The organism is Stenotrophomonas acidaminiphila (genome assembly GCF_014109845.1).
GTDB classification, from domain to species: domain Bacteria; phylum Pseudomonadota; class Gammaproteobacteria; order Xanthomonadales; family Xanthomonadaceae; genus Stenotrophomonas; species Stenotrophomonas acidaminiphila.
In genome coordinates, this window is the sequence record NZ_CP043567.1 from 496039 (window position 1) to 521530 (window position 25492).

25 protein-coding genes are annotated in these 25492 nt (G+C 70.0%); 10 read left to right on the forward strand and 15 right to left on the reverse strand.

What is annotated here, in order from left to right:
- Positions 1–97 precede the first annotated feature (97 nt).
- Entirely contained in the window at positions 98–988 is an 891-nt protein-coding gene (locus tag F0P95_RS02445; protein ID WP_182335561.1) for an alpha/beta fold hydrolase, read from the reverse strand.
- A gap of 109 nt (positions 989–1097) precedes the next feature.
- Between F0P95_RS02445 and F0P95_RS02450 the strand changes: the two genes are divergently transcribed.
- Positions 1098–1688: a uracil-DNA glycosylase family protein gene (locus F0P95_RS02450; RefSeq protein WP_425515894.1), complete on the forward strand. Its 591-nt coding sequence runs from the start codon at positions 1098–1100 to the stop codon at positions 1686–1688.
- Positions 1689–1837: 149 nt separating this feature from the next.
- Positions 1838–2566: a UPF0149 family protein gene (locus F0P95_RS02455; RefSeq protein ID WP_182335562.1), complete on the forward strand. Its 729-nt coding sequence runs from the start codon at positions 1838–1840 to the stop codon at positions 2564–2566.
- A 309-nt stretch (positions 2567–2875) separates the two neighbouring features.
- Here F0P95_RS02455 and F0P95_RS02460 read toward each other — a convergent pair whose 3' ends face one another.
- The 3 genes from F0P95_RS02460 to F0P95_RS02470 all read right to left on the reverse strand — a co-directional run bounded on the left by F0P95_RS02460 (position 2876) and on the right by F0P95_RS02470 (position 7382).
- Complete coding sequence (locus tag F0P95_RS02460) at positions 2876–3892, reverse strand: 3-oxoacyl-ACP synthase III (protein ID WP_054668221.1); 1017 nt, start codon at positions 3890–3892, stop codon at positions 2876–2878.
- 217 nt (positions 3893–4109) lie between these two features.
- Entirely contained in the window at positions 4110–4421 is a 312-nt protein-coding gene (locus F0P95_RS02465) for a DUF4156 domain-containing protein (protein ID WP_054668222.1), read from the reverse strand.
- Positions 4422–4523: 102 nt separating this feature from the next.
- Positions 4524–7382 (reverse strand): M16 family metallopeptidase, encoded by a 2859-nt coding sequence (locus F0P95_RS02470; protein ID WP_182335563.1) that lies wholly within the window; start codon positions 7380–7382, stop codon positions 4524–4526.
- Positions 7383–7812: 430 nt separating this feature from the next.
- Here F0P95_RS02470 and F0P95_RS02475 point away from each other — a divergent pair, with 430 nt between their 5' ends.
- The 3 genes from F0P95_RS02475 to F0P95_RS02485 all read left to right on the forward strand — a co-directional run bounded on the left by F0P95_RS02475 (position 7813) and on the right by F0P95_RS02485 (position 9369).
- Complete coding sequence (locus F0P95_RS02475; protein ID WP_182335564.1) at positions 7813–8208, forward strand: hypothetical protein; 396 nt, start codon at positions 7813–7815, stop codon at positions 8206–8208.
- A 126-nt stretch (positions 8209–8334) separates the two neighbouring features.
- Positions 8335–8814: a tRNA (cytidine(34)-2'-O)-methyltransferase gene (locus F0P95_RS02480; RefSeq protein WP_182335565.1), complete on the forward strand. Its 480-nt coding sequence runs from the start codon at positions 8335–8337 to the stop codon at positions 8812–8814.
- A gap of 87 nt (positions 8815–8901) precedes the next feature.
- Positions 8902–9369, forward strand: coding sequence for a hypothetical protein (locus F0P95_RS02485; protein ID WP_182335566.1), 468 nt, complete (start codon positions 8902–8904; stop codon positions 9367–9369).
- Positions 9370–9387: 18 nt separating this feature from the next.
- Here the strand turns inward: F0P95_RS02485 and F0P95_RS02490 are convergent, their stop codons facing one another.
- The gene (locus F0P95_RS02490; protein ID WP_182335567.1) at positions 9388–10620 is read right to left on the reverse strand and encodes a CaiB/BaiF CoA transferase family protein; all 1233 of its coding nucleotides are present in this window, start codon (positions 10618–10620) and stop codon (positions 9388–9390) included.
- Between the two features lie 951 nt (positions 10621–11571).
- Positions 11572–12744, reverse strand: a complete 1173-nt coding sequence (locus F0P95_RS02495; RefSeq protein ID WP_054668236.1) for an acyl-CoA dehydrogenase family protein — start codon at positions 12742–12744, stop codon at positions 11572–11574.
- A 245-nt stretch (positions 12745–12989) separates the two neighbouring features.
- On the opposite strand from F0P95_RS02495, the gene F0P95_RS02500 reads away from it, so the two are divergent.
- From F0P95_RS02500 to F0P95_RS02510, 3 genes are all read left to right on the forward strand, one after another.
- Positions 12990–14369, forward strand: a complete 1380-nt coding sequence (locus F0P95_RS02500) for an amino acid permease (RefSeq protein ID WP_182335568.1) — start codon at positions 12990–12992, stop codon at positions 14367–14369.
- Between the two features lie 96 nt (positions 14370–14465).
- Positions 14466–15053, forward strand: coding sequence for a YdeI/OmpD-associated family protein (locus F0P95_RS02505; RefSeq protein ID WP_182335569.1), 588 nt, complete (start codon positions 14466–14468; stop codon positions 15051–15053).
- Between the two features lie 64 nt (positions 15054–15117).
- Positions 15118–15381: a hypothetical protein gene (locus F0P95_RS02510; protein ID WP_054668240.1), complete on the forward strand. Its 264-nt coding sequence runs from the start codon at positions 15118–15120 to the stop codon at positions 15379–15381.
- 63 nt (positions 15382–15444) lie between these two features.
- Here the strand turns inward: F0P95_RS02510 and dinG are convergent, their stop codons facing one another.
- The 3 genes from dinG to aroE form a co-directional block, all read right to left on the reverse strand.
- The gene (dinG, locus tag F0P95_RS02515) at positions 15445–17544 is read right to left on the reverse strand and encodes an ATP-dependent DNA helicase DinG (protein WP_056930933.1); all 2100 of its coding nucleotides are present in this window, start codon (positions 17542–17544) and stop codon (positions 15445–15447) included.
- A gap of 73 nt (positions 17545–17617) precedes the next feature.
- A complete protein-coding gene (locus F0P95_RS02520) occupies positions 17618–17971 on the reverse strand; it encodes a hypothetical protein (protein WP_182335570.1) in 354 nt (117 codons plus the stop codon).
- Positions 17972–17976: 5 nt separating this feature from the next.
- Positions 17977–18825, reverse strand: coding sequence for a shikimate dehydrogenase (gene aroE / locus F0P95_RS02525; protein ID WP_182335571.1), 849 nt, complete (start codon positions 18823–18825; stop codon positions 17977–17979).
- A 53-nt stretch (positions 18826–18878) separates the two neighbouring features.
- Between aroE and F0P95_RS02530 the strand changes: the two genes are divergently transcribed.
- Positions 18879–19760, forward strand: coding sequence for a TolB family protein (locus F0P95_RS02530; protein WP_182335572.1), 882 nt, complete (start codon positions 18879–18881; stop codon positions 19758–19760).
- A gap of 178 nt (positions 19761–19938) precedes the next feature.
- On the opposite strand, the gene F0P95_RS02535 is transcribed toward F0P95_RS02530, so the two are convergent.
- The 4 genes from F0P95_RS02535 to F0P95_RS02550 form a co-directional block, all read right to left on the reverse strand.
- Entirely contained in the window at positions 19939–20241 is a 303-nt protein-coding gene (locus F0P95_RS02535) for an SHOCT domain-containing protein (protein ID WP_232528740.1), read from the reverse strand.
- Between the two features lies 1 nt (position 20242).
- Complete coding sequence (gene hemB, locus F0P95_RS02540; RefSeq protein ID WP_056930937.1) at positions 20243–21232, reverse strand: porphobilinogen synthase; 990 nt, start codon at positions 21230–21232, stop codon at positions 20243–20245.
- 26 nt (positions 21233–21258) lie between these two features.
- Positions 21259–22173 (reverse strand): bestrophin family protein, encoded by a 915-nt coding sequence (locus F0P95_RS02545; RefSeq protein WP_056930938.1) that lies wholly within the window; start codon positions 22171–22173, stop codon positions 21259–21261.
- Between the two features lie 79 nt (positions 22174–22252).
- The gene (locus tag F0P95_RS02550) at positions 22253–22501 is read right to left on the reverse strand and encodes a hypothetical protein (RefSeq protein ID WP_054668252.1); all 249 of its coding nucleotides are present in this window, start codon (positions 22499–22501) and stop codon (positions 22253–22255) included.
- A 131-nt stretch (positions 22502–22632) separates the two neighbouring features.
- Here F0P95_RS02550 and F0P95_RS02555 point away from each other — a divergent pair, with 131 nt between their 5' ends.
- Positions 22633–23055: a hypothetical protein gene (locus F0P95_RS02555; protein WP_056930939.1), complete on the forward strand. Its 423-nt coding sequence runs from the start codon at positions 22633–22635 to the stop codon at positions 23053–23055.
- Positions 23056–23157: 102 nt separating this feature from the next.
- Here F0P95_RS02555 and F0P95_RS02560 read toward each other — a convergent pair whose 3' ends face one another.
- Positions 23158–24954 carry a DUF885 domain-containing protein gene (locus F0P95_RS02560; protein WP_182335573.1) on the reverse strand — a complete coding sequence of 599 codons (1797 nt, stop codon included), beginning with the start codon at positions 24952–24954 and terminating at the stop codon, positions 23158–23160.
- 38 nt (positions 24955–24992) lie between these two features.
- On the reverse strand, positions 24993–25481 hold the full coding sequence (locus F0P95_RS02565; RefSeq protein ID WP_182335574.1) for a cytochrome c oxidase assembly factor Coa1 family protein: 489 nt from the start codon (positions 25479–25481) through the stop codon (positions 24993–24995).
- Positions 25482–25492 lie beyond the last annotated feature (11 nt).

Below are 25492 nucleotides of genomic sequence, written 5' to 3' on the forward strand. Positions count from 1 at the left end.
GGGACGTCTCACCGGAGCCAGGCCATGGCCGTGTCCCCGCGCGTTCGGCCCGCCCCGCATGCCGCCATCGGCCGCGTGGCCGGGCCGGGGCCCGGCATCAGCGGATCGGGTTGCGCTCCAGGAAGGCCCGCACCGCCGGCACGATGACTTCGTGCTTGTCTTCGAGCACGTAGTGGTTGGCGTCCTCGAAGGCCATCACCCCGGCCTGCGGCAACGCCTTGCGGAAGCCGGCGAGGAAATGATGGTCGAAGCAGATGTCGCGCAGGCCCCAGGCGATGAACGCCGGCCGGTCGGCGAAGGACGGCAGCGCCGCGGCGGCGCGCTCCAACAGCGGCCAGGCCTGGTCGGCCGGCGACAGCGGGATGTCCTGCATGAAGCGGATGGTGGCGATGCGGTTGTCCCAGCTGTCGTACGGCGCCACGTAGGCGCGACGCACCGCGGCCGGCATGCGCCGGCTCACGCCCAGCCACGAAGCACCGGCCGAGAACGCGTTGAAGGTGCGGATGAACCATTCGCCCGGCTTCCAGTGCCGGCCCATGGCGATCTGCCACGGCATCGGCTTTTCGGCAGGCAGCGGGAAGGCCGCGGTGTTGGTGATGACCAGCCGCTTGACCTGGGCATGGTGCGCCAGCGCCCAGCCGAAGCCGATCATGCCGCCCCAGTCGTGCACGGCCAGCGTCACCGGGCCGCTGATGCCGAGGTGGTCGAGCAGCGCGGTGAGGTCGTCCACCCGCGACTGCAGGGTGTAGTCGTAGCGGCTGTCGTCCGGCTTGTCGGACAGGCCCATGCCGATATGGTCGGGCACGATGCAGCGGTATTTATCGCTCAGGCCGTTGACCAGGTGCCGCCACAGGTAGCTCCACGACGGGTTGCCGTGCAGCATGACGACCACCTCGCCGTCGCGCGGGCCTTCGTCGATGTAGTTCATCGACAGGCCGGGGCGGACATCGAAACGGTGGCGGGTGGCGGGGTAACCGGGGAACTGCATCGGCGGCTTCACGCAATCGCGGACAGGGCGCGCATTGTAGGCCAATGCGCCGGCCGGCCCTCCTGCGGCCGATGGCGGCACAATGGGGCGGCCGAAAGACCGAGCAACCGTGAACGCACCCTTCGATGCCCTGATGGCGCGCATCCGCGCCTGCCGCCTGTGCGAGAGCCAGCTTCCGCTGGGTTGCCGCCCGGTGCTGCAGGCATCGCCGCGGGCGCGCCTGCTGATCGTCAGCCAGGCGCCCGGGCGCCGGGTGCACGAGACCGGCATTCCCTTCAACGACCCCAGCGGCGAGCGCCTGCGCGGCTGGCTGGGGATCGACAGGACGGTGTTTCATGACGCCGCCCGGGTCGCCATCGTGCCGATGGGCTTCTGCTTCCCGGGCACCGGCCGCAACGGCGACCTGCCGCCGCGCCCGGAATGCGCCCCCACCTGGCATCCACGGCTGCTGCCACGACTGGCACGGCTGCGGCTGACGCTGGCGATCGGTCAGTACGCGCAGGCCGGCCTGCTCGGCGAACAGCGCGGGCGCACGCTCACCGAAACCGTGCAGGCCTGGCGGCAGCACCTGCAGCGCGGCGTGCTGCCGCTGCCCCACCCCAGCCCGCGCAACCGGCTGTGGCTCGCCCGCAACCCGTGGTTCGAGCGCGACCTGCTGCCGGTACTGCGTGCGCGGGTGGCGGACGCGCTGGCCGGCTGAGCCGGCGGCACGCCGCGATTGCCGGGCCGGCCAGCACCGGATGGCGCCGAAGCCGGACGTCGCGGCCGTCCGGTCCGTTGCCCGCGCCCGGATGCGGGATCCGGCCCCGCAGCGACTACCATGCACGCCCACCCCACCCAGCGGCCGCCATGTCCACGCCTCCCTCCTTCCTCGACGACAACCAGATCGAACGGCTGTCCAGCCTGCTTGAGCAGCGCGCGGTGCCGTTCAAGGGCCTCAACCTCGAAGCGCTGGACGGCTTCCTCTCGGCCCTGGTGGTCGCGCCAGTGCCTGCGCCGCCCGGCCAATGGCAGCCGCAGGTCTGGGGTGGCCAGCCGCCGCGCTGGAACAACGAGGACGAAGCCGTCCAGGTCCAGAACCTGCTGATGGGCCACTGGAACATGTGCGCCGCGCGTGCGCGGTTCGAAGGCGAAGACCTGCCCGACCACCTCGCGCCGCTGATGTGGCTGCCGGAAGACCCGGAGCAGGCCGAGGAAGCCCTGGACGAATCCGAACTGGATGTCGGCCGGGACTGGGCGATGGGCTTCTTCACCGCGGTCATGCTGCATGAAGCGGAATGGGACACGTGGCTGGACGAGCACGCCTGGATCGAGGAGATCTTCGACCTGCTCGACCAGTTGGCCAGCGGCGAACGGATCGATCCGGAGAACCCCGACGCCCCGCCGGCCAGGGTCAGCTATCGCGAACGCCTGGATATCTGCATGGAGCTGCCGGCGATGCTGGCCGACCTCAACCACCACCGCGTGGATGCCCTGACCCCGCGCGTGCCGATCCGCCGCGACGCCGAACCCGGCCGCAACGATGACTGCCCCTGCGGCAGCGGGAAGAAATACAAGAAGTGCTGCGGGCTGAACTGAGCCGGCCGGGCAAGCCCGCCCAGCCGGTCGCTGCCGGGCGGCGGAGCCACGGCCAGCCCGAACCCGGGACACCGGGCCGGGGATGCCCCCCCGGCCTCCGCGACCGGGCATAGGTTCCGGAATCGCGCCACGCGCTCCTGCCCAGCTGGAACCCATGCGGGCCAAGCACCGCCCCGCCAGGCCCCTGATCGGCGGCGACGTGCGAGGCGGGTGCTGTCACGCAAAACGCCCGCAAGTGCGGCTTGCGGGCGTTTCAGGGGCTCACGCCCGTACCGCCGGGCGGACCATTGCGGCAGTGCAGCCGCTGGCTTACCAGACCACCTCGGCCATGGTGCAGTTCAGGCCCGAGCCGATGCCCATCAGCGCCACGCGGTCGCCCTTCTTGAGCTTGCCCAGCTGGCGCAGCTTGCTCAGCACGATCGGCACCGAGGCCGGGCCGACGTTGCCGTGCTCGCCGAAGATGGTCATCACCTTCTTCGGGTCGATGCCGAACGCCTTGATGAACGCGTTGGTATGCGGCTGGCTGACCTGGTGGATGACGAACTGGTCGATCTCGTCCACCGCCCAGCCCAGCGCCTGGCGGGTGGCCTCGAAGGTCTTGGAGGCCAGCTTGATGCCTTCGATCAGCAGCAGGCGGGTATCGGTGACCATGCGGTCCAGGTTGCCCACGCACAGCTTGTTCCATTGGTTGGCCGCGCGGGTCACGCCGCCCTTGTAGCGCGGCGCGTCGGGCACCAGCTCGGCGCGGGCCAGGACCATCGCGGCGGCGCCCGAACCGGTGGTCAGTGCGGCGAACTCGTCGCGCAGCTGCTGCGCGGTGACGTCCGGCGCGCTCATCCGCTCCAGGGTTTTTTCATAGACCAGGTTGGAGCTTTCGCCGTCGACGATCAGCGCATAGTCGATGTCGCCGCGCTCGATCATGCGCGCGGCCACGTCCATGCCGTTGATGAAGGCCAGGCAGGCGTTGGCGATGTCGAAGGTGACGCAGTCCTCGCCGATGCCCAGGTTGCCCGAGACGATGGAGGCGGTGGACGGCTCCAGGTAATCGCGGCTGACCGAGGTATTGACCAGCAGGCCGATGCGGTCGGGCGACACGCCCGCGTCCTCGAGCGCCTTGCGCCCGGCCATGGTGGCCGCGTCGGACGCCTGCGTACCCGGGTCCCACAGACGGCGCGCATGGATGCCGGCGACATCGCCCAGCATGTCCGCACGGATGCCCAGACGGTCCAGCGTCGGCTGCAGACGCTCGTTGATTTCCTTGGAGGTCAGGGTATGCGGCGCGTCGACATGCGCCAGTCCCGCGATGGAGACATTCTGGAAGGGCATCGGAAGGCGCCAGGACTCAGGCGAAGGGGGCGCCATTCTAGCGGCTGCCCGTGTTTGACGCATCTTTAACGGTTTGCGGCCGCTGCGTATGGGGACCGGGCCTGCAGGCCAGCGGCCGGATGCCCCGCGCCAGGCGCGTTTTACGGAGGGCAGCGCCCGCCTGTCCGCGTTACCCCACCCGACCGGGCGTCGGCGCCGCAGGTCCGCGCGCGGCGCGTCAGCGGCACTGCCAGGCGCTGTAGCGCTGGCTGCCATCGGCCGGTGCGGCCAGGGCCTGGATGGCGTTGGCGCCGGCGCTGGGCGCCTCGTTGCGCGCCAGGGTTTCCAGTTCTTCCTGCACCCGCAGCGGGTTGCGGTTGTAGAAACCGACCTTGCTCTTGACCGAGACCACGATCTCGCCCTTGGCCACGCAGCCCGGCGCCACCGGGCCGGCCGGCAGCACGCGCACCGCCTTGCCACCGCTCTCGATCGGCACCCAGGTGCAGGCGGCCGTGCTGGCAATCAGGGCGGTAAGGATCAGAGCGCGCATGGACAGGTCCTTGTTGGAATCGGAACGGATTGTGCCGGGTGTGGATGAATCGGTGATGATCCGCGGCCCGCTCCCGGGGGAGCGGGCCGCGACGGTACTACATCACTTGGCGGCCGGCACCGGGTTGCCGTCGCTGTCGACCACCACCACTTCGCCCAGGCCCAGCGCACGCACCGGCGCCTCGGTCTGCTTGAGGTCGCCCACCACCACCCAGGTCAGCCTGGCCGGGTCCAGCGTCCTGGCCGCTTCGGCCACCTGGGCCGGGGTCATCGCCTCGATCTCGGCCTTGCGCTTGAACACGTAGTCGTCCGGGCGCTGGTAGCGCACGATGCCGCCGATGGTGTTCATCACCGCCGAGGCGGTCTCGTAGGCGCCCGGCAGGCTCAGCGTCTGGATGTTGCGGATGCGGGCGACTTCGTCCGTCGTCGGCGGCCGCTGGCCGCTGGCGAACTGGCTGATCTCTGCCTGCATCTCCTTCATCGCGTCGCTGGTCTTGTCGATCTGCACCGGCGCCACCGCCATCCACGGCCGCTGCCCCAGCGCACCGCTGGCGCTGGAACGGGCACCGTAGGACCAGTGCTTGTCCTCGCGCAGGTTCATGTTCAGGCGCGAGGTGAAGTCACCGCCCAGCACGCCATTGGCGATGTCGAAGCGGGTCGCCCCCGCGTCCATGGTGGAAGGCACGACCTGGCCGGCGAACAGGTTGGCCTGCACCGCGCCGGGCTGGTCGATCAGGTACACGCGGGCCTTGTCCGGGCGCGCGACCGCCGACGGTGCGCCCACCGCGGGTGCCGCGCCCTCGCCCTTCCAGTCGCCGAGCTGGCGGTCCAGCAGCGGCACGATCTCCTTCAGCGTGGTGTCGCCGACCACGATCAGGGTCGCGTTCTCCGGACGCACCCAGTCCTTGTGGAAGGACAGCAGGTCGTCGCGGCCCAGCGCCTGGATCGCCGCCTCGTCGCCGCTGCCGGTGAACGGGATGGCGTACGGGTGGCCCTTGCCGTACAGCAGCGGCGGCAGCACGCGCATCGCCACCGCGTTCGGGTTGACCTTCTCCTGCTTGATGCCGGCGATCCAGGTGGCCTTGATGCGGTCGATCTCGCCCTGGTCGAAGCGCGGCGCGCGCAGCGCGTCGGCATACAGCGCCAGCGACGGCGCCAGGTTCTCCTTCAGCGCCGACAGGTAGACATTGGCGCCGTCGAGCGAGGCGCCGGCGGCGATGCGTGCGCCCAGCGCGTCGGCGGCATCGGCGAAGGCCAGCGAGCCGAGCTTGCCGGCGCCCTCGTCGAGCATGCCCATGGTGAAGTTGGCGGTACCCGGCTTGCGGCCCTGGTCGGCGGTGAAGCCGCCCTGGAACTCGTAGCTGAACTGCACCACCGGGATGTCATGGCGCTCGGCCAGCACCACCCGCGTGCCGTTCTTCAGCGTGGCGCGCTGCAGCTGCGGGAACTTCAGCTCCGGGAAGGTCGCGGTCTGCGGCACGCCGGCGCTGCGGTCCACCTGCGAGGGCAGCACACGGTACTTGGCGTCGACCGCCGGCACGTTGAACGGCGCGGGCTTGCCGGACGGCAGCTCGGCCAGCGCCACGCGCTCGCCCGGCTCCACCACCAGGGTGTGGTCGCCCACGCCCAGCCACTTGGCGCCGACCGCCTTGACGTCGGCGACGCTGGCGTCGCGGATGGTGGACAGCGAAGTGCGGAAGCAGCCCGGGTCGCCCTCGTACACGGCGCATTCGGCCAGCGCATCGGCCTTGCCGCCGAAGCCGCCGATGCGCTCGATGCCGCGGATGAAGCCGGCGCGGAACGCGGTCTTGGCGCGTGCCAGCTCCTCCGCGCTGGGGCCTTCGGCCACCAGCCGCTTCAGTTCTTCATCGATGACCGCCTCGACCTTGGCCGGGTCCACGCCCTGCTTGACCGTGGCCATGATGATGAAGTTGGAACCCAGCTGCGACGGGCCGACCATGGTGCCGATGTTGTCCACCAGCTTGTCCTGGTGCAGCAGCCGCTGGTCCAGGCGCGAGGACTTGGCACCGCCCAGCACCTGCGCGAACAACTGCAGCTGGTCGATGTCGGTGGTGCCGACCTGGGCCACGTTCCAGGCACGGTAGATGCGCGCCTGCGGCACCTTGTCGGTCATCACCTCGCGGGTGGAGGCGGCGCGCTGGGCGACGTCCACCTTCGGCTGGGCCATGGTCGGGCCGGCCGGGATGTCGCCGAAGTAGCGGGCGACCTTTTCCTTGGCGGTGGCCACGTCGACGTCGCCGGCCAGCACCAGCACCGCGTTGTTCGGGCCGTACCAGGTGCGGAACCAGGTCTTGACGTCTTCCAGCGAGGCGGCGTTGAGGTCGTTCATCGAGCCGATCACGCCGTGGTGGTACGGATGCCCGGCCGGGTACAGCGCGCGGGTCAGCTTGTCCCACACCTGGCCATAAGGCTGGTTCTCGCCCTGGCGCTTCTCGTTCTGCACCACGCCACGCTGCTCATCGAGCGCGGCCTGGTCGATCGCGCCGAGCAGGTGGCCCATGCGGTCCGATTCCATCCACAGCGCCATGTCCAGCGCGGTGGTGGGCACGTTCTGGAAGTAATTGGTGCGGTCGGTGTTGGTAGTGCCGTTCTGGTCGGTGGCGCCGACCTGCTTGAACGGCTCGAAGAACTCGCCGTTGTGGTTCTCGCTGCCCTGGAACATCAGGTGCTCGAACAGGTGGGCGAAGCCGGTGCGCCCGGACGGCTCGTCCTTGGCACCGACGTGGTACCAGATGTTGACCGCCACGATCGGCGCCTTGCGGTCGGTGTGCACCACCACGCGCAGGCCGTTGGGCAGGGTGAATTCCTCGAACGGGATGTCCACCGCCGTGGCCGCGGCCGGGGCCTTGGCAGCGGCGGGCAGTGGCACGCCGGCGAATCCGCCCAGGGCGAGGCCCAGCGCGGCGGTGAGAAGGGCGGTCCGGGGTGTTGCTGCGTTCATCCCACTTTCCTTGAGCAATGAATATGGACGCCGATCCTAACCGGCCATGCCGACCGGCCGCATACGCCATGGGTCATGGGTGGCAGCCACAGGCACGCGCTCGGTTTCCGGCGACCTGCACAGCACCGCGCCGCCCGCCCCGGCAATGAACCCCACCTGCGCCCACGGCTGCATCGATGTCCGCGGACGCCGGTGGCTGGCCACACCGTCCGGACAGCGGACACTCGTTCGCCATGAAAATCACTTGAAAATCAAAATGATGGAGATGGCACGCATTCTGCTTCATGGAGACCTGCAGTTCATCCGGATCAAACAAAACATGACTGGATGCTGAACAAATCGAAGAAAAGCAAGAAATTCCTTGCATCCTGAGATTTGGTGTACTACCTTACTACCACACCACCGTTCACACACACCAAACAGGCCCGCCATGAACACCAAATCCTTCGCCGTCGCCCTCGTCCTCGCTGCCGGCTTCGCCGCCTCCGCGCATGCCTCCAACATCGTCACCCTGGACACCGTGCAGGTGCGCCCCTCCGCCGACCAGCTGGCCCAGGCCGAACTCGAGCGCTCCAGCGCCATCCCGACCCTGTCGTCGGTCCAGGTGCGCCCGACCGCCGGCCAGATCGTCGAACTCGCTGCCGAGCAGGCCGCCGCCCAGCTGGCCGCGCATACGCCGGTCGCGATCGGCGCCAGCATCGGCCAGTGGATGGTCTCGCTGCCGGCCATCACCGTTCGTCCCGATGCCCAGCAGGTCAAGGCGCTGGCCACCGAACTGGCTGCCGATACCCTGGGCGAGGTTGCCAACGGGATGGTCGCCAAGTGAGTCGTCGCACCCCTCCGGACCTGTCCGTGCCGCAGCCGTACCGGGCACATGCCATCCCTTCGCCCGCAGCAGGCTGCAACGGCGCGGGCAGGTCCTAGCCAGACACCCACGGCGTAAACTGCGCCGATGACCGCGCCTCCCGTTTTCCATGTACTGCTGTACCAGCCCGAGATCCCGCCCAACACCGGCAACGTGATCCGGCTCTGCGCCAACACCGGCGCCCGGCTCCACCTGATCGAACCGCTCGGCTTCGATCTCAGCGACAGGCAGCTCAAGCGGGCCGGCCTGGATTACCACGAATACGCGCGCATGCAGGTCCATCCGGACCTGGACACCGCGCTGGCGCGCATCGCGCCCAGCCGCCTGTTCGCCATGAGTACCCGCGCCAGCGTGCGCTACGACAGCGTACGCTTTGCCGACGGCGACGCCTTCCTGTTCGGCCCGGAAACGCGCGGCCTGCCGCAGGAACTGCTCGACGCCCTGCCCGCCGGCCATCGCCTGCGCCTGCCGATGCAGCCGGACAACCGCAGCCTCAATCTGTCCAACTCGGTCGCCGTGGTGGTGTTCGAGGCCTGGCGCCAGCATGGCTTCGTCGGCGGCGAGTAACAAAAGCATCGGCGCAGGCAAAAACGCTGCGCCGGTCCGGTATGCTCAAGGGTTCCGCATACCCATGCGCCAATCAATGGAAGGATAATGCAGCGCATCGCAATCGCCGTCGGGCTGATCGGTTTCATGGCCATCGGCCAGCTCCATGCCTCGACCAACCCGCTCATCGACACCACCCGGCCGACGGCCTCGCAGATCGAGCACATCCGGGCCGAGCTGGCGGATCAAAAGACCTACAGCGAATTGAAGCCGGCCGACCATGCGCAGGTGGTCAACGCACTGGCGCGCATCCAGGAAAAGCTGGGCAGCGACGGCGTTCTGTCCGGCCTGCACCCGACCGCACAGGTGGACGTCGTCAACGACCAGGAACTGGTCAACACCCTGCTTGCCAAGGCCAGGGCCGACAGCCGGCTGGTCTGCCGCCGCGAAACGCTGACCGGCAGCAACCGCCCGCAGACCATCTGCATGACGGTCGCCGAACGCGCCGCCGCGCGCGAGCGCAGCATGGAGGCGATGCGCAAGACCGGTATCAGCTGGCCCGAAAACCGCCCCTGAGCCGTTGGCGGCGGCGGTTCACGCCGCGCCGCCGAGCACCCCTGCCGCCTGCAGTTCCTGCAGGCGGTCGGCATCCAGCGACAGCACCTCTTCCAGCACCTGCGTGGTGTGCTGCCCCAGCACCGGCGCGGCCTGCCGGTACTGCAGCGGCGTCGCCGAGAACCGCAGTGGATTGCGTACCGCCGGCACCGTGCCGCCGCTGGCGTGCGGCAGGTCGATGCGCAGTCCGCGCGCGCGCACCTGCGCATCGTCGAACACCTGGTCGATGCGGTTGACCGGGCTGGCCGGCACCACCGCCTGCTCCAGCCTCTCCAGCCATTCCGCCGCCGGCCGCGTGCGCAATCGCTGCTGCAGCAGCGACACCAGTCCGGTACGGTGCGCCACCCGGCCATTGTTGGTCGCATAGCGGGCATCGGCCGCCAGCCACGGTTCACCGATCACCTCGCACAGGCGCGCGAACTGCGCGTCGTTGCCGACCGCCAGCATGAAATGGCCATCGGCCGCGGGCATCACCTGGTACGGCACGATGTTCGGATGCGCGGTGCCCTGGCGGCCCGGCACCTGGCCGCCGACCAGCCAGTTGGAGGCCTGGTTGGCCAGCCAGGCCACCTGCGTGTCCAGCAGCGCCAGGTCGACCTGCTGGCCCTGGCCGGTGCGTTCGGCATGGCGCAGCGCCGCCAGAATCGCGGTGGCCGCATACATGCCGGTCATCAGGTCGGTTGCCGCAACGCCCACCTTCTGCGGGCCACCGCCGGGCGCGCCGTCGGGTTCGCCGGTCACGCTCATCAGCCCGCCGATCGCCTGGATGGCGGCGTCGTAGCCGGCGCGCCGTGCGTAGGGCCCATCCTGGCCGTAACCGGTGATCGAGCAGTACACCAGCGCCGGGTTGAGCGCACGCAGGCTGGCGTAGTCCAGCCCGTACTTCGCCAGCCCACCGACCTTGTAGTTTTCCACCAGCACCTGGCAGCGTGCGGCCAGCGCGCGGATCAGCGCCTGCCCTTGCGGCAGGGTGAAGTCGATGGCGACCGAACGCTTGCCACGGTTGGCGCACAGGTAGTACGCCGACTCGGTGGTGTCGTTGCCCTCGGCGTCCTTGAGGAACGGCGGCCCCCAGCCGCGGGTGTCGTCGCCCACCCCGGGGCGCTCGACCTTGATCACGTCGGCGCCGAAATCGGCCAGCACCTGGGTGGCCCACGGCCCGGCGAGGATGCGCGACAGGTCAAGTACGCGGATACCTTCCAGAAGTTTCATGTTGACCACCATAGGGCATGGCTCCAGCTCTGGAGGGTTCCGCACGATCATGAAAAGGATGCCGGGCCAGGATTGCAGAGCTCACGTCATCGCCAGTTTCCACTCTGCTCGATACCCACCGCCAACTCGTCGGCGATGATCGAAGGCAGTCATTCGACACGGCATTTCCTGCCAGCAGCGTAACGATGAAGCATTGCGGAAAGCCAGGGACCACCATCGATCCGGACCGGATCCTTAACATACGCGATGGGGAATCATGAAAGGATCGGTTGGCCGACAGGATCGTCGGCCAATGGAGATCGATATGTACAAGGCAATAGCTGGAGCTGCAATTGCGATCGCACTTTTCTCCGTTTCCAGTACGGCAAATGCCGTCCCGGACGTCTGTGTCCAATCAGGCTGCTGGGTGTGGAAGTGCTCGAATACCGGTACGAGCTGCGGCTACGTGTTCGTCGCGAAAGATCCCTTCGAGAAAGACACCCGTCAGGAAAAGTAGGCCTTGAAAGCAGCTGCTCAATGGCGCCGCACTCTGGCGGACGCCTGCAGCAGATTGCAGGTTGAACACATGGCCGGATCCCGGGATCCGGCCAACTTCAGAATTTCCATCGTCGCTGACAGCCAGGCAGACCCGGAGCAAGGATTGTTTGCCTGGGCTGTCCCTGTACAGGCCGCATGAAGAGCCACACATGGCCCTGATGCTTGCGCAGGACTGAAGCCGGCCCACCCGGAAAAGGCCTCACCGTTCCCTGGCGCCGCCAGCCGCATGCCCGGCCTACCTGCCGGACGCCCCGATGAAGGCACCGACTATTCCGCGTGGCAGCCGCGCAGGAGTGGAAACCGAAGCCGCGGGAACACCACGCATTCCCGCCAGCCCGAATACCCTGTCGGCGGCATATGCCAGGGAACCGCGCGGGAAAACGGCCTGCATTCCAGATGCAGGCCGTCCCAGACTCAGAACGCGTTGATGCCGGTCAGTTCACGGCCGACCACCAGTTGGTGCACGGTCTCGGTGCCTTCATAGGTGATCACCGACTCCAGGTTCAGCGCGTGGCGGATGGCGGAGTGTTCGGTGGTGATGCCGGCCCCGCCCAGCAGGTCGCGGCATTCGCGGGCGATGTCGATGGCCAGGCGGCAATTGTTCCACTTGGCCAGCGACACCTGCTGCGGCTGCATTTCCCCGGCGTCCTTCAGGCGGCCCAGCTGCAGCACCAGCAACTGGCCGGCGGTAATGCGGCGGGCCATGTCGGCCATCTTGATCTGCGCGCTCTGGGTCGCCGCGACCGGGCGACCGAACAGGATGCGCTCCTTGGTGTAGGCCAGCACTTCGTCCAGGCAGGCGATGGCCGCGCCGATCGGGCCCCAGGTGATGCCGTAGCGGGCCTGGGTCAGGCAGCCCAGCGGGCCCTTCAGCCCCTTGACGTTGGGCAGCCGGTTGGCGTCGGGCACGCGCACGTTGTCGAAGAACAGCGCGCCGGTCACCGAGGCGCGCAGGCTCATCTTGTGCTTGATCTCCTGCGCGGTGAAGCCCGGGGTGCCCTTCTCGATCACGAAGCCCTGCACGCCCTCGTCGGTGTTGGCCCAGACGATGGCGATGTCGGCCACCGAGCCGTTGGTGATCCACATCTTGGAGCCGTTGATGACCCAGTCACCGCCGTCCTTGACCGCGCGGGTCTTCATGCTGGCCGGGTCCGAGCCGCCGTGCGCCTCGGTCAGGCCGAAGCAGCCGATGACCTTGCCGCGCGCCATGTCCGGCAGCCAGCGCATGCGCTGCTCTTCCGAGCCATAGGCATAGATCGGGTACATGCACAGCGAGCTCTGCACCGAGACGAAGCTGCGCAGGCCCGAATCGCCGCGCTCCAGTTCCTGGCAGATCAGGCCGTAGCTGACGCCATTGAGGCCGGCGCCGCCGTACTGCTCCGGCAGGGTGCTGCCCAGCAGGCCCATGTCGGCGATCTCGGGGATCAGCTCGTCGGGGAAGCGGCCCTGGTCGAAACAGTCGCCGATGATCGGCAGTACGCGTTCGTCGGTGAAGCGGGCAACGGAGTCCTGCACGGCGCGCTCTTCCTCGCTCAGCAGCGAACGCACATCGAACAGGTCGAAGGGGTTGAGGGTCTTCAAAGTCATTGCTGTCTCGGAAAGCTGCCATCACGGCCGGGAGGGTGGATGAATAAGGTAGTGCATCCGCGCCGGGAAAGATGCTGCGTCCGCACGTTGACATGCCGCCGGCGGTCCGGCACGCACCTCCCGGGCCCCCGGACCGGGCGCCGCACCCCCTGCCACCGGGGCGCGGCAGGCCCAACCAACGGAACAGGCACGGGACGCGGCCGACGCGGTATGGTGTCGCCCTTTCCGCCCTCCGAAGCCCGCCGATGCCCGCCAATCCGTCCGTCGCCGCCCCGGCTCCGCCGTCGCAGAAACTGGAACGCGCGCTCAAACCGCGCCAGCTGATCATGATGGGCCTGGGCAGCGCGATCGGCGCCGGCCTGTTCCTGGGCTCGGGCGTGGGCATCCACGCCGCCGGCCCGGCGGTGCTGCTGTCCTACCTGGTCGCCGGCACGCTGGTGATCATCATGATGCATGCCATGGGCGAGATGGCCGCCGCACGCCCGACCAGCGGCGCGTTCTCGGTCTACGCCGCCGATGCGCTGGGCGCCACCGCCGGCGCCACCATCGGCTGGCTGTGGTGGGTGCAGCTGGTGATCGTGATCGCGGCCGAGTCGGTCGGCGCGGCCGGCCTGCTGGCGACGCTGTGGCCACAGCTGTCGGTGCCGCTGACCTCGCTGGCGTTCATGGTGGTGTTCACCGTCATCAACCTGATGGGGGTGCGCAACTACGGCGAGTTCGAGTTCTGGTTCGCCATCCTCAAGGTCGCGGCGATCATTGCCTTCATCGTGGTCGGCATCGCGCTGCTGTGCGGGCTGCTGCCGGGCGTGCCCTCGCCGGGCCTGTCCAACCTGTTCGCGCATGGCGGCTTCGCGCCCAATGGCCTGGCCGGCGTCGGCGCGGCGCTGCTGGTGGTGGTGTTCGCCTTCGGCGGCACCGAGATCGTGGCGGTGGCCGCGGCCGAGACCCAGGATCCCGAGCGCAGCCTGGCACGCGCGATCCGTACCGTGGCCTGGCGCATCCTGGTGTTCTACATCGGCTCGATCGGGGTGATCATCGCGGTGGTGCCGTGGACCAGCGAATCGCTCAGATCGCCGTTCGCGGCGGTGCTGCAGGTCGCCAACATCCCCGGCGCGGCCACCGCCATCACCCTGATCGCGGTGATCGCCCTGTTGTCGGCGCTCAATGCCAATCTCTACGGCGCCTCGCGCATGATCCACTCGCTGGCCGCACGCGGCGAAGCGCCGCGTGGACTGGCGCGGATCAGCAGCCGCCAGGTACCGGTGCTGGCGGTGCTGGCCAGCGTGCTGTTCGGCTTCGCCGCCACCGTGCTGGAACTGCTGTATCCGGAGCGCGTGCTGCCGGTGCTGCTGAACGTGGTCGGCTCGACCTGCCTGCTGGTGTGGACCATCACCCTGGTCTCGCAGCTGGTACTGCGCCGCCGCGCCGAACGCCTGGGCACGCCGTTGCCGTTCCGGATGGCCGGATTTCCCTACCTGACGGTACTGGCACTGGCGATCCTGGTGCTGATTTTCGCGCTGCTGCTGTCCGCACCCGAGACCCGCCTGCAGTTCCTGTCGATGGCCGCCCTGACCGCCGCCATCGCCGTGGTGAACGGGCTGGCGCGGCGCTTGCGTCGCGGCTGAGGACGCCAGCGGCAGCAGGCAACCCGCGGCCAGCCCCGCCGCGGGCTTGTATTGGCGCGCGGGTGGCGGCAGGCTCCGCCCATCCGAGGCCCCGCCATGCCCACGCCCGATCCCCGTGTCGATGCCTACATCGCCAGCGCCGCCGCCTTCGCGCAGCCGATCCTGCGCGAGATCCGCCAGCGCGTGCACGCGGCCAGTCCCGGGGGCGGGGAGGCGATCAGGTGGGGCCGGCCGGCGTTCCTGCATGACGGCAAGCTGCTGTGCGGCATGGCCGCGTTCAAGGCGCACGCCGCACTGAGCCTGTGGCCGCGCGATGGCCAGCCGCGCGGCACCGGGCAGGGCATGGGCCGGTATGGCCGGCTGCGGTCGGTCGCCGACCTGCCCGGTACCCAGGAGCTGGCCGCCCAGCTGCGCCTGGCCATGCAACGCATCGGGGCCGGCGCGCCGGCCCTCAAGCGCGGCCCACGGCCGCCGCTAACCATGCCGCCGGCATTGGCCCGGGCGCTGGCCGCGGCACCGCAGGCCAGCGCCACGTTCGACGGCTTCCCCCCCGGCGCCCGCCGCGATTACCTGGAGTGGATCGGCGAGGCCCGGCGCGAATCCACCCGCCAGCAGCGCATCGCCCAGGCCATCGAATGGCTGGCCCAGGGCAAGCGCCGCCACTGGAAACACGAAAGGCATTGACGCCGGCCCCGCCAACGATTCCACTTGCCCCCGAAAGTACGACACGACATCCCCACGCAACGCCATGACCGACCTCGAAGACCTCATCCAGCGCGCCATAGACCCGTCATCCGTGAAGCTGGAAGGCACCCTCACCAATCCCCCTTCCTTCGGTGTCTACCTGGTGCAGGACACCGACAACGACAGCCAGCACTACCGCTTCGGCAGCCATCCCGTGCGCATGCAGGAACTGGAGGACAAGTTCGGCGGCTGCGAGCTGGAATACCTGTTCCTGTCGCGCGAAGACGCCGCGGCGGTGACCTCGGCCCTGAACAAGCGCGAGGAATGAGGCGCACCGTTCGCGGCGCAGCGCCGGTGCCACCCAGGCGGCACCCGCACGCGGCGGGCGGCGTCAGCCGATCACCCGCCTGAATGGCGGCAGCGCGTCGATGATGCGCCTGCCGTAGCGACGCGTGAGCAGCCGCGAATCGAGGATGACGACGCGGCCGGTATCGGTGGAGGTGCGGATCAGGCGCCCGGCGAACTGGGTCAGCGTGCGCAGCGCGTGCGGGATCGCGATCAGGTTGAAGGAATTCAGCCCGCGGCTCTCGAACCACTCGCTCAGCGTCGAGGTCTGCGGATCGGTTGGCACCGCGAACGGCACCTGGGTGATGACCACCGTGGTGCAGGCTTCGCCCGGCAGGTCCAGGCCCTCGCCGAACGAATTGAGCCCGAACAGCACCGAGCCCTCGCCGGCGGCGGTGCGGCGCAGGTGCTCGTCGATCATCTTCTGCTTGGCGCCCTCGCCCTGTACCAGCACCTTCCTGCGCTGCGTGGCCGGCATCAGTTCGGCCACCTTCTCCATCTTCCAGCGCGAAGTGAACAGCACGATGCTGCCCTTGTCCCAGTCCAGTTCGGCGGCCAGGTACTTCGCCACCTCCTTCGGGTGGCGCTCGCGGTCGTCGGGCGTCACCGGGAACGGCGGCACCACCAGCTGCGCCTGGTTGGGCAGGTCGAACGGCGAGGCCAGCGACACCATCTCCGCCTCTTCGGGGATGCCGTTGTCGATGGCCAGCGCCTGGAAGTCGCCGCCGCCGGTGAGCGTGGCCGAGGTCATCACCACCGAATCCACCTCGTCCCACAGCAGCTTGCGCAGCACCATCGCCGCCGACACCGGGGAGCAGTGCAGCACGTGCTCGCCGTCGCGGGTCAGGGTGATCCAGCGCGCCATCGGCGGCTGGCCTTCCTTGTCCTCGCGGCGCCAGCCGGCCCACAGGTCGTACTGCTGCTGGATCATCTCCAGCGCCATGCCCAGGCTGCGCTGCAGGCGCTCGTGGCCGGCATCCTCGGGCTTGCCCTTGGCCACCTGCGCGGCGGCGGCCGTGGCCCAGTTCAGCAGGGTGCGGGTCTCGTCGGCCAGTTCCTCGATCGGCTGCCGCCATGCCTCGGGCAGGCGGCCGTTGGCGGCGCGCCACAGCGGCTCGCGTTCGTCCGGCGCCGGCGTCCACACCTGCGCGATGCCGTCGGCGAATGCCTTGAGCAGCTTGGCCACGCGCGCCGCGGCGTCGATGGCCTCGTTCGGCAGCAGGTTGCCGATCTTGTCCTTGTCCACCGCGCGATACGCACCGGCAATGATGATCTGCAGGCGCCCGGTGCGCCGCGCCATGTCGTCCAGCGGCAGGCTTGCCGCGCCCTGGTCGATGGCGACGTTGCCGATGTGGTGGCCTTCGTCCAGCACCAGCAGCATGTCGGCGGGCGCGGCGATCAGCGGCTGGCCGTTGTCGGATTCGCCGATGGACAGCGCCGACAGCAGCAGCGCGTGGTTGGTCACCACGATCTGCGCCTCACGCACCTCGTTGCGCGCGCGCAGCACCGGGCACTGGGTGGAATAGGCGCAGCGGCGCCCGGCGCAGCCCGAGGCCGGGGTGGTGATGCGCGGGCGCAGGCCCGGCGTCACCGCTTCGGGCGCATTGTCCAGGTCGCCGTTCCAGCGGCCTTCGGTGAAGGCCCGCATCAGCTTGCCGGCCACGTCCATCTCGATCGGCGCCAGCGGCCGCTCGTAGAGCAGCACTTCGTCGCCGAACATGCTCTCCTGCGCGCCCTCGCCCTGCGCTTCGGCGGCATTGCGCGTGCACAGGTAGCGGGTGCGGCCCTTGGCCAGCGCCACCGTGGCCTGCAGGCCGGTGGCCTTGAGGAAATTGGGGATGTCGCGTTCGACCAGCTGCGACTGCAGCGCCACCGTGCCGGTGCTGATCACCAGTTTCTTCTTCGAGGCCAGCGCGATGGGCACGCCGGCGGTCAGGTAGCCCAGGCTCTTGCCGACCCCGGTCGGCGCCTCGACCACGCCCACGCCGCCGCTGGCCAGCGCGCGCGAGACCACCCCGATCATCTGGCTCTGCGAGCGCCGCGTGCTGAATCCGGGCGTGTTGGCCTGCAGCTTCGCGTAGGCGTCGCGGATGGCCGTCTTCACTTCCTCGGTCAACGCACGCGGCGCTTCCACTTTCTCCGTCACGCCAACCTGCCGCCTGCTCCGTTCATGGCCGGCATTTTCCCATACCGGCGCGCGGGCGCCGACCCGCGCCGGTTCAGCCGGGCGCGGCGGCGTTCGCGCGCAGCGCCCGGGCCAGCGCCCAGGCCAGCAGCACGAAGCCGCCGGCTTCCAGCAGCGACAACGCGAAGTGGCCGATGCCCAGGGCGGTATTGAGCGCGGCGATGCCATCGAAGTTGCCCGCCGCGATCAACAGCAGCGGCAACACCGCCAGCACCGCCCCGAACAGCGTCGTCGCCATCAGGATCGCCAGCGCCCACAGCGCGGCGCTGCGCGCCACCGCCTTCGGCGCCCCCAACAGCAGTACCAGCGCCACGCCCAGCGCGATCATCACCGGCAGGCGGTAGCCGACCGATACCAGCAGCGAGCCCAGCAGTTGCGCCTGGTCCATGCCGCTCAGTCCGCGGTGACCAGGGTGGCGGCGCGTTCGCGCAGCGCGGCGTAGACCGCGTCGGTTTCAGGGCGCACGCCATGCCACTGCTGGAAGCTCTCGGCGGCCTGTTCGACCAGCATGCCCAGCCCGTCGAACTCATTGCGGCACCCGGCCGCGCGCGCCCAGGCCAGGAACGGGATCGCCGCCTCGCCGTAGTTCAGGTCCACCGCGGTGGTCAGGCTGTTGACCAGCGACAGCGGCAGGTTGAAAACCGCACCGTCGCCACGACCGGCGGAAGTGGCGTTGATGATCAGCTCGAAGTCGCCCTGCTCGCGCAGCGCATCCCAATAGGCCGAGATGACGCGGCCCGGCTCGCTCATCGCATCGACCAGGGCGTCGGCACGCTCCGGGGTGCGGTTGGCCACCACCAGTTCGAGGATGCCGGCGTCGAGCAGCGCCGGGGCCACGCCGCGCGCGGCGCCACCGGCGCCGAGCAGCAGCACGCGGCGGCCGCGCAGGTCCAGCCCGTTGCGGCCGGTGAGGTCGCGCACCAGGCCGATGCCGTCGGTGTTGTCGCCATGCCAGCGCTCGCCCTTGCGCAGCAGGGTGTTGACCGCGCCGGCACGCTGCGCGCGCGAGGTGGTGGTGGCGCACAGCGCGAACGCCGCTTCCTTGTGCGGCAGGGTGACGTTGGCGCCCACCCCGCCGTCGGCGGCGAAGGCGTCCAGCGCCGCGGCGAAATCCTGCGGCGTCGCGTCGATGGCGCGGTAATCGATCTCGATTCCCTGCGCCTTGGCGAAGGCGGCCTGGATGCGCGGCGACTGCGAATGGGCGATGGGGTGGCCGAAGACGGCGTAGCGGGCAACGCTCATGGTGATCCTCTGCATGACCTAGACTGGCGCGATCCCTGGCTTGCGGAACCTCCATGCGGACCCGATCGCTGCTGCTCGCGCTGTCCATGAGTCTACTCTTTGCACCGCGGGTGACGGCACTGGCGGAGTTCGGCATCGAAGGCATCGGCGTGGTATCCACCCGTGCCGACGAACTGCGCGCCACGCGCTCGGCCGATGGCCGGCGCCTGGTCTGGGCCAGCAACCGCGACGGCGGCGCCGGCGGCTGGGACCTGTGGCAGGCCACCTGGCAGGACGCGCGCTGGAGCGACCCGCGCCCGCTGCCGCTGGACACCGCGGCCGATGAAGTCGATCCGTTCCTGGATGCCGACGGTCGCTGGCTGTACTTCGCCTCCAACCGCAAGGGCGGCCATGGCGGCTTCGACCTGTACCGCGCGGCGCTGCGGGACGACGGCGGCTTCGGCCCTGCGCAGAACCTCGGCCCGGCCATCAATGGCGCCGACCACGAACGCTCGCCGGCCGTGCATGACCAGGACGGCAGCCTGCTGCTGGCCAGCGACCGCGCTGGCGGGGCCGGCGGCTGGGACCTGTGGCGCGCGCACCGTACCGGCGACGGCTTCGCCGCACCGCGGCCGATGACCGGCCTCAACAACGCCGGCGACGAATTCGACGGCGCCTGGCTGGCCGGCGGGCGCGCGGTGGTGTTCGCGCGCGGCAACGGCAACGGCGGCGCGCAGCTGCAGCTGTCGCATTGCCGCCATGGCCGCTGGAGTGCGGCGCAACCGCTGGCGCTGTCGTTCAACAGCGCCGAGGGCGATACCCGGGCGGCGCTGGTCGATGCCAGCACCCCGGGCGAACTGCTGGTCAGCGGCCATGCGCGCGCGCCGCGTGCCGGTGGCTTCGACCTGTACCGGATGCGCGCGCCGGCCAGCGACGGCAGCGGCGACTGCCGCTAGCGGGAGCCAACGCCCCGGCACCGCGCGTGCGACGTGCGGCGGTGAGGGCGGTCAAGGTCCATGCGGGGCGAGCCCCGCATCTACGGAGTGCATGGGTTGTGGCAGCAGGCCCCGTAGGTGCCGGGCTCGCCCGGCACGGGCTTCACCGGGACGGCCACATGCGGGGCGGACCCCGCATCTACGGTTGGGGGTCGTTACCGGGAGCCGGGTTGCCGGCCAGTACCTCGGCGCGCCGCCGCTCGTACTCGACTTCGCCGATCCGCCCGGCCTGCTGCAGGCCGGCCAGTTCGCGCAGCTGCGCCTCGACCTCCGGCGACGGCGGCGACTGCCGTTGCAGCCGCTGCGCGGCCGAGGGCAGTTCCGGCGGACGCCGCGCGGCGCGGACCGCGGCGGCGATCACCAGCCCGATCGCCACCGCGAACGCGGTCACGCCGACCACCCACACCGCCCATTGCCAGGGCTGCATGCCGGGTGCGTCCATCTCAGCCTTCCCGCAGCCAGCGCGCGATCTGCGGCGCGTAATAGGTCAGCACGCCGTCGGCGCCGGCGCGCTTGAAGCCGATCATGGTTTCCATCACGCAGCGGCGCTCGTCCAGCCAGCCATTGGCCGCGGCCGCCTTGAGCATCGCGTACTCGCCACTGACGTGGTACGCGAAGGTCGGCACGCCGAACTCCTGCTTCACCCGGTACACCACGTCCAGGTACGGCATGCCCGGCTTGACCATCACCATGTCCGCGCCTTCGTCCAGGTCCAGCGCTATCTCGCGCAGCGCCTCGTCGCTGTTGGCCGGGTCCATCTGGTAGGTGTGCTTGTCGGCCTTGCCGAGGTTGCCGGCGCTGCCCAGCGCATCGCGGAACGGGCCGTAGAAGGCCGAGGCGTACTTGGCCGAATAGGCCATGATGCGGGTGTGGATGTGGCCGGCGTCGTCCAGCGCCTGGCGGATCGCGCCGATGCGCCCGTCCATCATGTCCGAGGGCGAGACGATGTCCACGCCGGCCTCGGCATGCGACAGCGACTGCTTCACCAGGGCATCGACGGTGACGTCGTTGAGCACGTAGCCGCGGTCGTCGATGATGCCGTCCTGGCCGTGCACGGTGAACGGGTCCAGGGCCACGTCGGTCATCACCCCCAGCTCGGGGAAGCGCTGCTTGAGCGCGCGCACCGCGCGCTGCGCCAGCCCGTCGGGGTTCCAGGCCTCGGCGGCGTCGAGCGACTTGCACGACGGGTCGACCACCGGGAACAGATCGATCACCGGCACGCCCAGTTCCAGCGCCTGCTCGGCCTCGCGCAGCAGTTCGTCGATGGACAGGCGCTCCACGCCCGGCATCGATGCCACCGGCGCGCGGCCGGCCAGCTCGTGCACGAACACCGGCCAGATCAGGTCGTCGGCGGTGAACGTGTTCTCGCGCATCAGCCGGCGCGAGAAGGCATCGTGGCGCATGCGGCGCGGGCGGTAACGGGGGTGGAACATGGCGGGACTCCGGATGGGGGGAATGGCTATTGCAACAGGTAGCCCTGCGGTTGCAGCGGTTCGGGCAGCGGGTGCTCGCCCAGTGCGTCGAGCACGTCGATCTCGAGGGTGCGCACCATGGCGTCCAGCGGCAGGTCGTTGGGTTCCAGGCCGAACGGCTCCTCGAGCTCCTCGCCCAGCTGGTCCAGGCCGAAGAACGCGTAGGCCAGCAGCATCGATACCACCGGCGTGGCCCAGCCCAGCGCGCCGGCCAGGCCGAACGGCAGCAGCACGCAGAACAGCCACGCGCAACGGTGCAGCAGCAGGGTGTAGGCGAACGGCAGCGGCGTGCCGGCGATGCGCTCGCACGCTGCCTGCACCGAGGACAGCGCATGCAGGCGCTGTTCGAAACAGGCGTACAGGTACGGGTCGAGGCGGCCGCCGCGCAGCGGCACCGCCAGTTCGGCGGCGACCAGCGCCAGCAGGCCGTCGGGGATGTTCTGCCGCTGCAGCAGCGCCTGCTGCCCCGGCGCCAGCCACGGCGCGGCCGCGGCGGCCTCGTCGCGACCGCGCAGGCGCGCGGCCAGCGCGTGGGCGAAACCCACCAGCAGCCGCGACACCCGCCGGCGCAGCGGCGCATCGTCGGCCAGCAGCGCGTTGCCCTGGCGCACGAAGCTGCGGGTCTCGATCAGCAGCTGGCCCCACAGCTTGCGGCCTTCCCACCAGCGCTCGTGGCAGGCGTTGTTGCGGAAGCTCAGGAAGATCGACAGCACCAGCCCCAGCAGGGTGAACGGCGCCACCGCCAGGCCATCGGCGGCGAACGGATGATGCAGCTTGGCCAGCAGCGCCACGGCCACCGCCAGTACGCCGATCGCCAGCACCCGCGGGGCGATGGCCGGCACGATCGAACCGCGCAGGATGTACAGCAGCTGCCAGCCGCGGGGGCGGGGTCGGATGATCATCGGTGGAAGGTCGCGCCGGCGGCGGGCCCCGTGCGCCGGGCCCGGGTGCCGGCAGGGCCCGCAATTCTACGCCTGCCGGTCAGACGAAACCGCCACCCAGGCCGAGGCGGATCACGCCGACCACGATCACCGCCACGTTGAGCAGCAGCCCGGCCTTGGCGCGGCCGCGGTTGCCCTCGCGGGTGAACAGCAGGCCGATGGCGGCGATGACCGCACCGACCGCGGCGAACGGGATCAGGAACCAGTTGCCCCAGCCCAGCAGCGGGATGAAGGCCAACACCATCCACAACAGCGCCACGATGCCCCAGACCAGGCTGATCAGCCCCATGTCGTTCCCTCCACTGGTTGATGCGCGCAAGATAGCCCGGAAATCCCCGCGATCAAATGTTCCACGCGGTTCGCGGCCGATTCACGCACGCACACCGATGATCCAGCCATCACCCACCCGGGAGTGAACCCATGAAATTCCCGCTCGCCATCGCATTGGGCCTGGCCCTGGCCACCGGCGGCTGCGCCAGTACCTCCCGGGTCATGCTCGGCCAGGCGCGCGCGCCGGTGGACCCGGCCAGCGTGCAGATCTATTCCACGCCACCGGCCGGGGCGGTGGAGATCGCCCAGCTGGAAGCCTCCAGCGCGGTCGGCTTCGGCACCCAGGGCCAGACCGATGCGGCCATTGCCCGGCTCAAGCGCGAGGCCGCGGCACTCGGCGCCAACGGCGTGATCCTGATGGGCGTGGGCGCCGGCGGCTCGCCGGTGGGCATGTCGGTCGGCGCCGGCAGCTACGGCCGGCATGGGGGCGGTGGCCTGAGCGTGGGCATCCCGACCCAGCAGAAGCGCGCCGCCGGCGTGGCGATCTGGGTACCGCCGGGCGCGGCCAGGTAAGTCCGGCCACGGCCGTGGTGGTGCGGGCGGCGGCATGCCGTGCCCTGGCCCTCATTCGCGGCCGGGGCCGCCCGGCACGGGCGCCACCCGGCGCCCATGGCGTCACCTGCGGCGCTGCGCCGGGATGAAGACCTCGTCCACCGCGGTGGCCAGCTGGTCCGGCGGCAGCAGCCCCTGGTCGAGCAGGAAGTTGTTGAAGGCCAGGCGGTCGAAGCGGTCGCCCAGCGCCAGCTCGGTGCGCATGCGCAGTTCCATGATCCGGGTATAGCCGTAGAAGTAGCTGCAGGCCTGGCCCGGAGCCCGCACGGTGTAGCGGTCCAGTTCCTGGGTGGCCATGGCCTCGGACAGGCCGACGCCTTCCACCAGCACCTTGCGCGCCTGCTCGCGGTCGGCCAGGCCGAGGTTGAGCATCGGGTCGAGCATGGCGCGGGCGGCGCGCAGCAGGCGGAACTGCAGCGCGATCATCTGCCCGTCCAGCGGCTCGAACGGCACCAGCTCGGCCTCGGCGTACAGCGCCCAGCCTTCGACGTTGACCGAGTTGAACGCGAACAGCGTGCGCGCCAGCGAGATGCCGCGCTCGACCATCGCCGCGAACTGCAGGTCGTGGCCCGGGCGGCCTTCGTGCGCGCTCAGCGTCCAGGCCGCCGAACCGAAGTTGAAATCGTCGTACTGCGCCTTGCCGCCCGAGGCCGGGTTGCCCAGCGGCAGCACGAAGGTGCCCTGCTGCCCGGTATTGCCGACCAGCGGCGGCGGCAGGTAATGCGGCGCCGGCGACGCGGCGCTTTCAGCCGCGCTGCCCAGGCGCATCTGCAGCGGGCGCTGCGGCACATCGACGATGCGTTGGCGGCGGATGATCGGATCGATGGCGTCGATGATGCCGCGGTAGTGCGCCTCCAGGCGGTCGTTGCCGATCGTGTCCCGCTTCAGCGCGCGGATCACCGCGGCATGGTCGTTGGCATCATCCACCTTCAGGCCCCTGGCCTGCACCACCAGCGGCGCCAGCTGGCGCATCATCGCGCGGGTTTCCATGTACTCCAGCTGCGCACGCTGCATCAGCAGCGCCGGGTCGATGTCCACGCCCACGTCCTTGAGCTGGAAGGCATACAGCGCGGCCGGCAGGCGGGTATCGGTACGCGCCTGCGGCAGCACGTCCCGGCGCGTCCATTCGATGTACTCCTTCATCTGCGTGGCCAGGGTGGCCAGCGCCGCGTCCGCGCCCTTGATGTCGTACGTTGCGAACAGCTTGCCGATGCCGTCGATGTAGGTGTCGACGTTGGCCAGCGCCTGTTCGACCTCGATCCGGGTCGGCTGCAGCAGGCCCGGGGTGCCGCTCTTCTCGGCATAGCGCTGCCGCGCCAGGGTGGCCAGCGGCTGGCTGCCGGGGGCCTGGCCGATGTAGGCCTTGAGCCGGTCCAGCGCCCTGGCCCGGCGTTCCGGCGGCACCTGGTCGGACAGCAGCCCGTTGAGGCCGCCGAACACGCTCTGCGGTACGTCCACCCACGGCATCAGGTGCTGTTCCTCGAGCGTGCTGCCCTCGATGCCGCGGCCGGCCGCGGCGATCATGATCTCCAGGTCCTGGCGCACGTTGGGATCGCGTTCGAGCTGGAGCTTTTCGCGCAGCTGGGTACGCGCCTGTTCCAGCGCGGCGCGGTAGCGCGCGGCATTGTCCGGGCCCAGGTCGACGACCTTGTCGTCATACCCCGGCACCCCGAAGAAGCTGGCCATTTCCGGCCGGAACGGCGCCTGCGCGCGCAGCAGGATCTGCGCCAGCGCGTTGCTGTGCGCCACCCAGGCCGGCGCGGGCGCGGATGCCGGCGACGGCGGCGTGGTGGCCGCGGCCAGCGGCGCCGGCGCGGCCAGGGCAAGGGCAAGGGCGACGGCGAGGACGATCGGTTTCATGCGCGCGGCTCCGGGGGTGGAGCCGTGACCCTACGCAGTCAGCGGCAACCCGGCAAGATCGCGCAGTCGCGGTCGCGTTCGTCGCGCAGGTCCACCGGCGCATGCCGGCCCGGCAGCTCGGCCTGCAGCCGCGGATAGGACCAGCGCCCCTGGCTGCGTTGCGCGCGCACGTCGAGCTTGCCGCTGCCGTGCGGCCCCTGGATGCGGATCACCATGTCGGCGCCGCCGCCATCGCCGAACTGGTTGATGCTGCCGAACGGGAACGGCTTGGCCCGCAGCGGCTGCCCGAGCGCCGCGGCCACTTCCGGGTTGCGGCCGGCGCGCGCCAGCGCCTCGCGGTAGGGCTCGCTGCTTTCCAGCGGCGCGGCCATCTGCCGCAGGCCCATCCAGTAGGTCAGCGACCAGCCGCCGACGATCAGCAGCACGAACAGCGGCAACGCCCACTTGAGGTTGCGCTGCAGCCAGTTGCGGGGTGGCCGCAGGCCGGGCGGACGCGCGCCCGGCAAGGGAGGTGGCGGTGACGACATCCGTGTCCTCC